Annotated in this window: 12 protein-coding genes, 1 tRNA gene and 1 other RNA gene; 3 read left to right on the forward strand and 11 right to left on the reverse strand. The window is 64.5% G+C overall.

Going from position 1 to position 12,024, the window contains the following annotated elements; all coding sequences use genetic code 11:
• Positions 1-4 precede the first annotated feature (4 nt).
• From recR to QYR03_RS07560, 5 genes are all read right to left on the reverse strand, one after another.
• On the reverse strand, positions 5-631 hold the full coding sequence (gene recR / locus QYR03_RS07540; RefSeq protein ID WP_259849078.1) for a recombination mediator RecR: 627 nt from the start codon (positions 629-631) through the stop codon (positions 5-7).
• An 8-nt stretch (positions 632-639) separates the two neighbouring features.
• Positions 640-999 carry a YbaB/EbfC family nucleoid-associated protein gene (locus QYR03_RS07545; RefSeq protein ID WP_301712603.1) on the reverse strand — a complete coding sequence of 120 codons (360 nt, stop codon included), beginning with the start codon at positions 997-999 and terminating at the stop codon, positions 640-642.
• A 91-nt stretch (positions 1,000-1,090) separates the two neighbouring features.
• Positions 1,091-3,601: a DNA polymerase III subunit gamma and tau gene (locus tag QYR03_RS07550; RefSeq protein WP_301712604.1), complete on the reverse strand. Its 2,511-nt coding sequence runs from the start codon at positions 3,599-3,601 to the stop codon at positions 1,091-1,093.
• Positions 3,602-4,145: 544 nt separating this feature from the next.
• A complete protein-coding gene (locus QYR03_RS07555; RefSeq protein ID WP_301712605.1) occupies positions 4,146-5,540 on the reverse strand; it encodes an FtsX-like permease family protein in 1,395 nt (464 codons plus the stop codon).
• Positions 5,537-6,217: an ABC transporter ATP-binding protein gene (locus tag QYR03_RS07560; protein WP_301712606.1), complete on the reverse strand. Its 681-nt coding sequence runs from the start codon at positions 6,215-6,217 to the stop codon at positions 5,537-5,539. The genes QYR03_RS07555 and QYR03_RS07560 overlap by 4 nt, the downstream gene beginning before the upstream one ends.
• Before the next feature lie 92 nt (positions 6,218-6,309).
• Between QYR03_RS07560 and QYR03_RS07565 the strand changes: the two genes are divergently transcribed.
• Together QYR03_RS07565 and QYR03_RS07570 are read left to right on the forward strand one after the other, a co-directional pair.
• On the forward strand, positions 6,310-6,987 hold the full coding sequence (locus QYR03_RS07565; protein ID WP_301712607.1) for a sensor histidine kinase: 678 nt from the start codon (positions 6,310-6,312) through the stop codon (positions 6,985-6,987).
• Positions 6,984-7,628 carry a response regulator transcription factor gene (locus QYR03_RS07570; protein WP_301712608.1) on the forward strand — a complete coding sequence of 215 codons (645 nt, stop codon included), beginning with the start codon at positions 6,984-6,986 and terminating at the stop codon, positions 7,626-7,628. Before QYR03_RS07565 ends, QYR03_RS07570 begins: the two co-directional genes overlap by 4 nt.
• A 116-nt stretch (positions 7,629-7,744) precedes the next feature.
• Here QYR03_RS07570 and QYR03_RS07575 read toward each other — a convergent pair whose 3' ends face one another.
• From QYR03_RS07575 to ffs, 5 genes are all read right to left on the reverse strand, one after another.
• A complete protein-coding gene (locus QYR03_RS07575; protein WP_301712609.1) occupies positions 7,745-7,906 on the reverse strand; it encodes a hypothetical protein in 162 nt (53 codons plus the stop codon).
• Between the two features lie 67 nt (positions 7,907-7,973).
• Positions 7,974-8,111 (reverse strand): hypothetical protein, encoded by a 138-nt coding sequence (locus tag QYR03_RS07580; protein ID WP_301712610.1) that lies wholly within the window; start codon positions 8,109-8,111, stop codon positions 7,974-7,976.
• A 408-nt stretch (positions 8,112-8,519) separates the two neighbouring features.
• On the reverse strand, positions 8,520-9,092 hold the full coding sequence (locus tag QYR03_RS07585; protein WP_301712611.1) for a hypothetical protein: 573 nt from the start codon (positions 9,090-9,092) through the stop codon (positions 8,520-8,522).
• Complete coding sequence (locus tag QYR03_RS07590; protein ID WP_301712612.1) at positions 9,092-10,363, reverse strand: aminotransferase class I/II-fold pyridoxal phosphate-dependent enzyme; 1,272 nt, start codon at positions 10,361-10,363, stop codon at positions 9,092-9,094. The genes QYR03_RS07585 and QYR03_RS07590 overlap by 1 nt, the downstream gene beginning before the upstream one ends.
• 90 nt (positions 10,364-10,453) lie before the next feature.
• An RNA gene (gene ffs / locus QYR03_RS07595) (signal recognition particle sRNA small type) lies at positions 10,454-10,550 on the reverse strand.
• A 156-nt stretch (positions 10,551-10,706) separates the two neighbouring features.
• On the opposite strand from ffs, the gene QYR03_RS07600 reads away from it, so the two are divergent.
• A tRNA-Ser gene (locus tag QYR03_RS07600) sits at positions 10,707-10,792 on the forward strand.
• A 311-nt stretch (positions 10,793-11,103) separates the two neighbouring features.
• On the opposite strand, the gene gluQRS is transcribed toward QYR03_RS07600, so the two are convergent.
• On the reverse strand, positions 11,104-12,021 hold the full coding sequence (gene gluQRS / locus QYR03_RS07605) for a tRNA glutamyl-Q(34) synthetase GluQRS (protein ID WP_301712613.1): 918 nt from the start codon (positions 12,019-12,021) through the stop codon (positions 11,104-11,106).
• Positions 12,022-12,024: the final 3 nt, after the last annotated feature.

Here is a 12,024-nt window from a genome sequence, read left to right on the forward strand (position 1 = left end):
GGTTTTAGAGCGTCAAGCGCCCCGACAATGCGCGGGAGAGCGTGAGCTCATCGACGAATTCCAAGTCGCCGCCGAGTGGCATGCCGGACGCGAGACGCGACGTGGTCAGGTCCGGAAAGTCCTTGAGCAGACGCGCCAGGTACGACGCGGTGGCCTCGCCCTCTGTGTCAGGGTCGGTGGCCAGGATGACCTCGTGGATCTCCGGCGCTTCCTCGCCGTCCCGATCGGGCAGCACCCCGCCGATGCGTTGCAGCAGGGAGGAAATGGCCAGGTCTTTGGGCCCCACATTGGCCAGCGGGTCGAGTGCCCCGCCGAGCACGTGGTAACGCCCCGAGTACTCCCCTGTGCGCTCGATGACCTGGATGTCCTTGGCATCCTCCACGACGCAGATCAAACCGGCATCGCGGCCGCTGTCGGCGCAGACGCGGCAGACCTCTTCGCGGGAGACGTTGTTGCAAATCCGACAGAACGTAACACCGTCTCGCACTGCACCGAGTGCGCTCCGGAGACGATCGATGTCGTCCGGGTCAGTCTTCAGCAGGTGGAACGCGATGCGCTGCGCGCTTTTCGGCCCCACGCCGGGAAGGCGGGAGAACTCGTCGATGAGGTCCTGAAGAGGGCCTTCAAACATAGAGCGGCTTAGTTTCCGCCGAACATCTGGGTGAAGTCGTTGCCCTCACCCTGCCCCTGGTTGGTCAGCGGGCCGATCTTCTCCTGCGCCAGCTGGCCAGCCTTAGTGTGGGCATCGCGGTAAGCGGCGAGGATGAGGTCCTGGAGGGTCTCAACATCGTTCGGGTCCACAGCCTCCGGCTTGATGGACAGATCCTTGATCTCTGCGCCACCAGTCATGGTGATCTGCACCAGGCCGCCACCTGCGGAACCCTCGACGGATGCGGCGAGGATCTCCTCCTGCGCGCGCTGGATCTGGGCCTGGACCTCAGATGCCTGGCGGATGAGTTCCTGCATGTCGGGCATACCGTTCTGATCGGGCTGAGTCATGGTCGTGGACCTTTCTTGAACGTGTTCTAACTGTGTCTTTTCACGCAGCCGACATCCTCGGCGGCGTCTTTGAACTAGTGTACCGAGTCCCCTACAACGGCCGTGCGCCTAGTTCTTCCGCGAGCAGATCCATCGCCACTTCCGTGGGATTGCGACGGTCGAAGGAGCCTTCTTCCTGGGACTGGTCGACCATGTCCCGCTCCTCGTCCTCGCGCGTGTAGGGCGCCGGTTCCTCGTCCGCCGGCGGCTCATCCTCCGGTTCCGGGGGCAGTGGCACGCCGCTGCTGAAGCTCGTTTCGCCGCCAAACCCCGTCTTCGGGCCAACAGGTCTGCCGCCCTCCGGCCGCGTCGCCGCTCCTCTCGCGTTGGCTGCTCCGGCTGCCGCGGCCGCAGCAGCAGCCGCAGCGCTACCGGCGCCCGGGGCCGCGCCGGCACCAGCTCCGCCGGTTGTCGCCGGAGTGGTCCCCCACGGGTCGTACTGCACCGGTGCCGGGGCCGGTTCCGGTGTGACGGCCTCTCGGTCACCGGCCACCGAGCCGTCGCTGGTCGGGGTCGGATCAGTAGGCTCATTGCCATCTGCGGCGTACGGGTCATCCCCAGTGTCACCGGTGTTACCGGTGACACTGGGGTCCTGTGCCGCGGCGACCGGTTCAGGCTCGCTACTCGGCCTTTGCTCCGCTTCCGGTTCCGGCTCCGACTCCGGTTCCCGCTCCGGACGCGCCGGACTCCAGGCCTGCGGCGCGCGTGGCGGGGCCTTAAATCCCGCGGCTTTTGGGTCGGTACCCACCACGCAGCGCACCCCGACCCCGGTGCCGAGCTTCTCAGTCAGCACAGCAACGATGTCGTCGTTGTTGTGCTTGGAGTTGATGCTGTTCGCCAGCGCGCCAGTGTTGTGGCCGACGACGAGCGTGGAGCCATCCATGCCGAGTGGCTGCGCCTCGGTGAGCATGATCTCCGCGACCTTGTTGCGCTCGCCGACCGACTGGCGCAACGTGATCCACTCCCGGCGGATCCGTTCCATGAGCTCACCGGTGTCAACGTCCCGCGCCGGCGGCGCGGACTCCTCAGCGGCCTGGGAGGTACCCGAGTCCTCGGAGCGATTCCCAGCGCGATCCTCAACGTGGTGTTCGGCATCGCTCGCCGCAGGCACCTCGGGTTCGTGCGGCGGCTGCTGCTCAGACGGCTTCTCTTCAGGCTCCGGCTGGGCTGGTCGCTCCCGCTGTTCCGGCGTGGCCTGCTCTGCCACCGGCTTAGCCTGTCCCGCCTCCGACTTGGCGGCCTGGGCCTGCGTTACCTGCGGCCGCGGCGGCTTCTGCTCACGGGCGGATTTCGGCACCTCGCGGGGTGCGGGGGTCGATTGAGAGGTGACATTCGCAGTGGCCTGCACAGCGGCGGCCGCGGCAAGTGCCGCGGCGGCACCACGGGGCTGGTCGCCCACGCCGTTCGCCGAGGAAGAAGCATCTTGGATCTCAGTCAGGCCGGCAACAGCGGCAGGCGTCTGTGTGCCAGTGGCGACACCGAGGAGGTGGGCCATCATGATCTCGAGCAGCAGGCGCGGGGATGTCGCGCCGCGCAGGGAGGTGATGCGCTCGTTGACCTCGCTGGCCAGGGCGGCGAGCTGGTTGCCGGGGAATTTGTCGGCCTCGGCGGCGAGGATCTGGGCACGGTCCGTCGGGGCATCTACGAGCCCCTGGCCGAAGGCGTCCGGAACAGCGTGAATGATCATCAAGTCGCGCAGACGGTCAAGCAGGTCAATCGCGAAGCGGCGGGGCTCGTGGCCGGCCTCAATCACGTCGTCGACGGCCTGGAACAGGGCGGAGGCGTCGCGGGCGGCGAGGGCGTCCACCGTGGCGTCGATAAGCGAAAGATCGGTGACCCCGAGAAGCGGCAACGCGAGCTCGTACGTCAACCCCTCGGGCCCGGCTCCCGCGAGCAGCTGGTCGAGGATCGACAGCGTGTCGCGCGGCGAGCCTCCCCCGGCGCGGATGACCAGTGGGTAGACGTTCTCGTCGACCGCGACGCCTTCCGCCGCGACCGTGCGCTCGACGAGCTGGCGCATCGCCTGCGGCGTGAGCAGGCGGAACGGGTAGTGGTGGGTGCGCGAACGAATCGTGCCGATGATTTTTTCCGGCTCCGTCGTCGCGAAAATGAACACGAGGTGCTCCGGCGGCTCCTCCACGATCTTCAACAAAGCATTCGCGCCCGCACCAGTGATCATGTGAGCCTCGTCGATGATGAACACGCGGTAGCGCGATTCCGCAGGCGCGAAATACGCACGTTCACGCAGCTCACGCATCTCGTCGACGCCGCCGTTCGACGCGGCGTCCATCTCCGTCACATCCAGGTTGCCCGGCCCGCCCGGCGCTAGCGCCACGCACGACGGGCACACCCCGCACGGTGTCGACGTCGGGCCTTCAACACAGTTCAGCGAGCGTGCCAGAATGCGTGCCGACGATGTCTTTCCCGTCCCCCTCGGGCCCGAGAACAAATAAGCGTGGTTGACGCGCCCGTTATCCAGCGCTGTGGACAGCGGGCGCGTCACCTGCTCCTGCCCAATCATCTCGGCGAACGAGGCTGGGCGATACTTCCGGTACAAAGCCACGGGTTTCACCCTACTAGGCACCCGCGACACCCACCGTGGGCCTGCCCGCGGGTGGGCACTGCCAGGGGGTGGGCACTGTCCGCATGCACTGCCAGCGGGTGCGGAGCCATCGATGCCTCCCCTGCAGCATGAGATGTGCCACATAAGCACCGGGGCATGAGCACTGCCGCATGAGCACCGGGGCATGAGATGCGCGTAGTCCGCCATGGGCTGACCAGCATCAACCGTGTGGACGAACAGTTTCTTTTGCCTCAGCCGTATGTTCACTCAGTTCATGAGGTTGAGTTCCTGAGATTGAGTTCCTGCGATTCAGTCCATGCCCACCCAAAACCGTCGGCGCCCACCCCAAACCGCCGACATCCTCATCAACGAGTGAACCCTTCGCTTTTCGGCCGCTACCCGCCACGCCGCTGACGCGAAGCGGGCCCTTGCCCGTTCAATGCGGGAACAGGGCTGCGCTGTCCGGAAAATGGGGCAAGTGCTGGGAGTGCCTTGCAGCGCGCAGCGGGACTCGCGGCGGGCTCGAGCCAGGAAGTTCAAGACGCTAGTCGTTGAGGCGGCCCGTCTCGGAAAGCACGCGCTCGCGGAGCCTGCCGGTGGCGGCGACGGCGGCGACGCAGCCGGCGAGTGCCAGCACGATCAGCGTGGCGAAGAAGGCGTGCCGCAGAAAAAGGGCGTCCACAGGCGCGATAACGATCACTAGTCCCATCATGCTGCCCATGCCGAAGCCCATGAGAGTCACCAATGCCATCGGGATTCCGACCTCGCGAATAGCCACAGAGGTGTGATATTTCACTGGAGCACCGATGAAGTAGAGGGACTTGGTCAGCTGCTTTTGCTCCACCACGGCCATCGCCTGGGTGAGCAGCGTGGAGAAGATCAGGAGGACGGCACCGAAGATCGCGGTGATGGCCACGCCGGTGGGGATGTCAGAGGTGACCATCTTCAGGGCGGGGTCATCCTCGACCTGCGGGACGGCAGAGAACCCGCTGCCAGCACCCGCGATGAACGCGACGAAGTATAGCGCGGCGACGCGCTTCCAGGTCGTCCTCACCCCGCGGCCGACGCGGCGGGTGGCCACGTAGTTGGCAGAACCGGGGAGCAGGTAACTGACGCGGGCGATCAACTGTATCGCGCCGACGGCGATGAGAGCATTGACCATCAGCACGCCGGCGACAACAACGAGCATCGCGAAGAACTCGGTGGCATCGGCCTCCGGCGCGATCGTCAGCGTGCTCAAGTAGCGGTACAGGGCAATAGCCGCCGCCAATGAGATGACCAGGGTGACCACATTCTGCCCCTTCGGCGGAATCTTCTTAGTCACGCCCAAGGGGGTAACAGCCACACGGCGCAAGGCGAGCCACACGGACGCGGCGGCGAGGGCGAGCACCACCACCCAGGCGACGGGCACGACCCACCAGGTGAGCATTTCCCAGGCGCCGATGCGCTTCTCCTGGAACGACAGCAGCGACCATGCCGGGATGCTGACCAGGTACAAAACGGTGCCGATGCCAAGGCCGACGAGGGCCTGGCGAAGGGCGTCGAGAATCATCATGCCGCGCACCTGCCCGGAGGTGGCGCCGATCAGGCGCAGGATCGCCAACTGTTCTTCGCGGCCGCCGAGGTTCGCCCGCGCAGCCTGGGTGAGCAATCCCAACAACGTGGGCACCACCAGCAACGACGCGAAGAGGGCGAGGAAGATATAGGGCATGGACAGTGGTCCGCCCGCGCTCTCCTGCACCTCAACGAGGCGCTCGTGCGGGTGCCAGTGGCGCTGCGCGAACATCCACGTGCCGGCCACCAGAGTGCACAGGATCCACGTGGACACGGCGAACGCCACGAGCGATAAAGCGCGCACCCAGCGCTCGCCGGCCTGGCGCTGCGCACGGCCCTCGCTCGAGGAGGACTGAGCGGCGTTCAGTAAGGTCACCGCGCTCATGCCGGGACTCCCTTCGCGGTGCCCTCGGTGTGGATGAGGCCGTCGCGGATCTCGATCCGGCGGTCGCACCACTGCGCGATCTTCGGGTCGTGGGTGACCAGCACGAGTGTGACCCCGAATTTCATCGTCACAGCGGTGATCTGCTGCATCACCTCGTGCCCGGTGGCCTGGTCGAGCGCGGCGGTGGGCTCGTCGGCGAAGACCACCGCCGGCGGACCGGCCAAAGCGCGCGCGATGGCGACGCGCTGGCCCTGCCCGCCGGATAGCTGCCCCGGGAAACGGTCCACAAAGTTCCCAAGACCAAGACGCGTGAGCATGTCCGTCGCCTCCGCGTGGGCTTTCGCGCGGGATTCACCGCGCATGATCTGCGGCAGCGCCACATTCTCCTTCGCGGTCAGCTCGGGCATGAGCTGGCCGTCCTGGAAGATGAAGCCGAAGTGGTCGAGCCGGAGTTGGGAGCGGGCGGCGTCGTTAAGCGATGCGATGTCGCGCCCGTTGAAGCGGACCTCGCCGTGGTCGGGGACGAGCACGCCTGACATGCAGTGGAGCAGCGTCGATTTGCCGGAGCCCGACGGGCCCATGATCGCGACGGACTCGCCGGGGCCGATATTCAGGCTGATTCCTTCGAGGACCCGTTGCTGGGTGAATGATTTGGTGATGTCGTTGAGTTCGAGCATGGTTCCTATTTCACCGCGTGCCGCGCGCGGCCACCATCGTGCAGACTCCCAAATACGGGTAGTGCCAGCACTACCCCGCTACCCTCGCAATCATGTGGCGGAAGAAGAACCACGAAGCCGAGGCCGCGCGGGCGATCCACGAACTGACGGCCTCGCGGCGCAAGATCGCGGAAGCGTACGAGGTGGAGCGCCTGCGCATCGAGCGCGACCTCCACGACGGCGCGCAGCAATATTTCGTGGCGGCGGCGATGAAGCTCGGCGAAGCACAGCTTGAAACAGACTCGCCGCTTCTCGACGCCGCCGCCCGAGACCTCAAAAACGGCCTCGACGCCCTGCGCCGCACCGTGCGGGGCATTCACCCGCGCGAGCTGACCGACCGCGGGCTCGTCGAGGCAGTCGAGACAGCCGCCGCGCAGTACGGCCCGCACGTCACGGTCCGCGCGCCGCACCCACTTCCGCTTATCGACGACTCCGTCCTCGCCGCCGCCTATTTCTTCACTTCCGAAACCCTGACCAATGCCGCGAAGCACGCGCCGGGCGCGCCGGTCAGCGTGCTGATCACCAGCGATCACACGCTGAATGTCGCAGTGACCGACTCCGGTGACGGCGGCGCGCGCTTCATGCCCGGCGGCGGCCTAGACGGCATGCGCGAGCGCATCGCCGCATTCGGCGGCGGGATCGAAGTGAATTCACCTCGCGGCGGCCCCACGACTATCGCCGCGCGGATACCGTTGCTGCTGTACCGGGGAGAAAGCGGGTTAGCTCAATGAAGATCGTGATCGCCGACGATTCCGCGCTGCTGCGCGAAGGTGTCGCAGGTCTGCTCACGCGGCGCGGCCACGAGGTTGTCGCGCAGGTGGGGGATGCGGAGGCGCTGCCGGGGGCCGTCGATAAGCATGCTCCCGATCTTGTGATCACTGATGTGCGCATGCCGCCCACAATGCGCGACGACGGCCTGCAGGCTGCGCTGAAATTGCGCGAAAGCGGCCCGGTGAATGTGCTCGTGCTCTCTCAGTACGTCGCGCCCGCGTACGCCCGCGAGCTGTTCTCCGGCGGCGACGGCGGCACCGGCTATCTGCTTAAAGACCGCGTCGCGGAGGTGAAAGACTTCGTCCATGCGTGCGAGACCGTGACCAGCGGCGGCGTGGTCATCGACCCCGATGTGGCCAGCGAGCTCATGGCCGCCAGCTCACAGTGGCTGACCACGCTCACCCCACGCGAACGCGAGGTCCTCGAGCTCATGGCAGAGGGCCTTTCCAATGCCGAAATCGCCGAGAAGCTCTACTTCTCCGGCGCCGCGGTGGCCAAACACGTCTCCAGTATCTTCTCCAAGCTGGGGCTCACCCCCGACGAGGAGAACCGCCGCGTCCGCGCGATCCTGATGTACCTGTCCGAGCGCGGCATCAGCTAGATCCAGCCTCCACTCCACAGGCCAGTCCTGAGCACCGCAGGGCCCGCCATTGCTGAGGAGGAACGGAATAAAAAGAAAAGACCCCACCGTACGGTGGGGTCTACACGTGAGACGCGTTAGTTTTGCGGGAGCAAGCCCAGGAGCTGGGAAGCGCCGTCAGCGATCTTGACCCACGGGCCGACGAAGACGTATGCGAGGTCGTAGGCGGACGAGCCAGTCTCGCCCTCAGCCTTGGCAATCTCAATTGCGAACTTTGCGATCGCTTTAATGATGTCCATGATGACTCCTTAAGAGAGTGTTGGTTTGAAAGAGGAAGGTTTGGTGGCTGCGGCGAACCGCAAGTTGTTAGGCTACGGCCTTGATGGCCTCGGCGAGGTTGCCGGTGATGTCGAAGAGGCTAGCAACGCCCTCAGCGACCTTGCCCCAGCCTTCCCAGGTGTCAACGAAGTTGTCCAGGTGGAAAATGACGGTGTTCAGATCCATGTGAAAATCCTTACGTGTCAGCTTCGGGTTCCGCACGTTGACTGCGATAGCCCGAAGTCTCGGGTGGTGAACGCCTGATCTTTAAGGCAAGCTTATTATATCTCGAGGGTCCCTACAGTCAACTCCTATTCTTCATCTTCTTCTACTGTTAACCTTGCCCGCTGGGACGTGTCGCCTCCTGGGAGAGGAAGGCCCCTGCGCCGGATCTGCAAGCCCATTACGTCGATTGCATTGGTAACGCTGGAAACTAGGCCAGTTTCAGCCGAAAATTCCGGTGCCACCGAGTCATACTTCAGTTCTGAGTGACCTACGGAATTTATCTCGCGTTAAATTAACCTTTACCTGAACTTCGGTCTGTGAAACACGTATAGATGCCTCCCTTTACCGCTTCGGAACGGCCCCTGCGGGCTAGTCCCGACACCAATCCCCGATCCTCGTTTGCCGGCGATGCAGGCGGCGCTCGAGCACCTCTATCCCCTGCTCTGAGGCGATCTCGTATTCGTCGTCGGTAAGCAGCACCAGCTCCAGCAACAGCGTCATGCGTGCCGGGGCACCGTCGTCGGTGGCGGGCTCGTTGACCAGCGGTGTGCCGCAGTCAAAGATCTGCGGCTCGCGCAGCAGGCCGTGGTGGACGGTGAGCGCCGGATCGTTCACCAGCCCCGGAAGCGCCGTTCCCGGCTGCCCCGGAATGCCTGCGGTGACCAGCGTGTTCCACGCACCCGCGACCGCCATGACGCGCTGTTGCGGGGTCGCGCCATCAGCGGCGCAGATGATCTCGCAGCGCACCTCTGTTACAGGAGCAACGCCGGTGCCATCCGCTTCGGGATCGTCAACAACGAGGCCGCTGTCGATCCCACTGAACCCGACGCTGACCGCCGCAGGGAGCACAGGTGCGACACCGATGGCCATCCCGTTAACGTCGAGAAGGTCCATGGGGCCCAGAACGTCGGTGAGCCAGGCGTGTGTTTCGGCGGGAGTCACTAGCCTTCGAGTTTCTCCAGCGCGGCGAGCAGTACGCAGGTGGCCACGCCGTCCATGGCCGTGCGCACTTCGTCGATAGGCGGGAGCGACGGCGCAAGCCGGATATTGCGGTCGTTCGGGTCCTCGCCCTTCGGGAATGCGGAACCGGCCTTGGTGAGGGTGATCCCGGCCTCGCGGGCGAGCTCCCACACACGGTGGGCGGTGCCGTCGACGACGTCCAGGGAGATGAAGTAGCCGCCGGCCGGGGTTGTCCAGCGAGCGACCTCGTACTCGCCGAGACGGCCCTCGAGGATCTCCAACACCGCGTCGAATTTCGGTTTGAGGATCTGTGCGTGCTTCTGCATCAGGGCACGCACGCCGTCGGCGTTGCCGAAGAATTTCGCGTGCGCCAGCTGGTTGATCTTGTTCGGCCCGATGCCGCGGATCCCAGCAATGGAGGCGTACCAGTCCAGGTTCTCCGTCGACGAGGCAAAGAAGGCCACGCCAGCGCCCGCGTGCGTGATCTTGGAGGTGGAGCTCATCACCCAGAAGCGGTTCGGGTTGCCCGCTTCCTCCGCGATGCCGAGGATGTCGATAATCGGCGGGAACTCCTCGGTGAAGGTATGCACGGCATAGGCGTTGTCCCAGACGATGCGGAAGTCCGGCGCTGCGGTCTCCATCGACGCGAGCGCGCGCACGACCTCTTCCGTCGCGGTCGCGCCGGACGGGTTGGCGAACATCGGCACGGTCCACATGCCCTTCACCGCCGGGTCTTTGACCAGCTCGGCGACGGCGTCCACATCCGGGCCGTCCTCAAGCATGGGCACGGTGACCATCTCGAAACCGAACTTCTCCGCAATGGCGAAATGGCGGTCATAGCCCGGGACTGGGCAGATCCACTTCACGGTCTCCTCTTCGCGCCACGGACGCTCCGAATCGTTGTTTCCGAAGATGTAGGACCAGCTGACCAGGTCGAACATGATATTCAGCGACGAGGAATCCTCCGCGTACAGGTTGTCCGCCGGCACTCCGATGAGCTCGCCCCAAATCTCCCGGATGTCCTTGATGCCCTTGAGGTTGCCGTAGTTGCGCACATCCGTGCCCGCGGCGTCCACGTAATTGCCGTTACCCGGCAACTCCAACAGGTCATTGCTGAGGTCCAGCTGCTCCGACGACGGCTTGCCGCGCGTCAGGTCCAAGTCCAGGTTGCGGGCCTTGAGCGTTTCGTATTCCTCGCGCACCTTCGCCGCGAGTTCCTCACGGGCAGCGGCGTCCAGATCGAGCAGGGACATCGTGGGATCACTTCCTTCAAAGGAGTGGACTTTTTACGACGCCCAGATTACATGCGCCCAGCACCCCTAGCCCCCACCGGATCCGGGCAAAATAAAGGGACCCCACGCACCTGCCAGAGCTCGCTGACCCTTGCTGCGTTCCCGCCCTGGGGGAGTTCACAAGATATGCACCGCGTGAGATCCTGCGGGCAAGTGTAGTAGCTCGCGGCAACCAGTTCAAAAAGCACCCATTCCGCTTATCGACGCCCCACCCCACCACCAATTTTGTCCCCGCCCCGCCATCCGCTAAAGTGGTGCCTCGACGCGCTGCGCGAGCCATGCTCGAACAGCGGTGAACGTCGCTGGAGGATTCGACTAGCGGCCTATGTCACACGCCTGGAACGCGTGCGGGTTTCACGACCCTCGTGGGTTCAAATCCCACATCCTCCGCAATGTCCCCTAGCCCACACATAAGGGCTGGGGGAATTCTTGTTTTCCCCGGCGCTTGATTCCCTCTCCCCCACCCGATCAAGCCCTCTTCCGATTGCTCGGCCCACGCGACTCCAGCCTGGCACGCCGGTGAGCGCCGGTGAATCTGTTTAGATTTCACGCCGGCCGCTTGACAGCCCCAACTTTTTAACCAGCAGGTTTAAGTCCACCCATTATTTTCAATGTAAACAGATTCACCCGCCCCACCGTGGAGGGCCTAAAGGCATCACAATCAGGTGAGGACCATGTGCGGTCAAGGGATTTCATTGACGTCATGTCCACAAAAATGGCTCGCAGGAGAGCATTTCCGGCGTGAATTTCTGCATCAACTCATCCGCGCTGGTAGCGCCCGCGGCACCAACTGAGGCGGAGAGCTGCTCGACAATTTCTGTAATAGTTCGGTGAGCCAACATGTCCCGCAGAGTGACCGCTCCATCACGCTTCGCTAGCCGGTCACCACTCGCATTCACGACCAGCGGAACATGAACGTATTCAGGTTGGACCAAGCCGAGTTCGTGCGCCAAATACGCCTGCGCGGGAGCCGACTCCAGCAAATCATCGCCGCGCACAACTTGGTCGACATTCTGAAAACCATCATCCACCACGACAGCCAGGTTGTACGCCCAATCCCCGGCCTGCGCCTGGTTCAGGTTCCCGCCGCGCTTGAGAATCACGTCGCCGACAGGACCGGTGAACTCACCTACATAGAAGTCAGTCACAGACCACTCATCCACATGCGCCCGCAGACGAATGGCGGGGAGGCGGCCTTGGGAGGCGAGCTGGGAACGTCGATAAGCGCGCTGCTCTTCCGTGAGATCGCGGCACGTGCCCGGGTACATGCCCGGCTGGACATGCGGCGCGGACGCGGCCTCCCGAATCTCCCGGCGCGAACAATAACATTCATACGTGTCGAGCTGCTCCAACGCCGCTGCGTACGCCTCACCGCGCTCGTGCTGGTAGATCACCGGCTCATCCCACTGAATGCCGAGCGCCGCGAGATCCTCGAGCTGGCGGCGGGCCGATTCCATGCTGGAACGCTCCGAATCAATGTCCTCCACGCGCATGTAGAACTTGCGGCCCGACTGGCGCGCAAACAGCCACGCAAGCACCGCCGTGCGCAAATTGCCGAAGTGGAGATCCCCACTCGGACTCGGTGCATATCGGCCAGCTGCAGGTTGTGAGTGAGACATATG

Origin of the sequence: Corynebacterium sp. P4-C1, assembly GCF_030503595.1 — a bacterium.
GTDB lineage: Bacteria > Actinomycetota > Actinomycetes > Mycobacteriales > Mycobacteriaceae > Corynebacterium.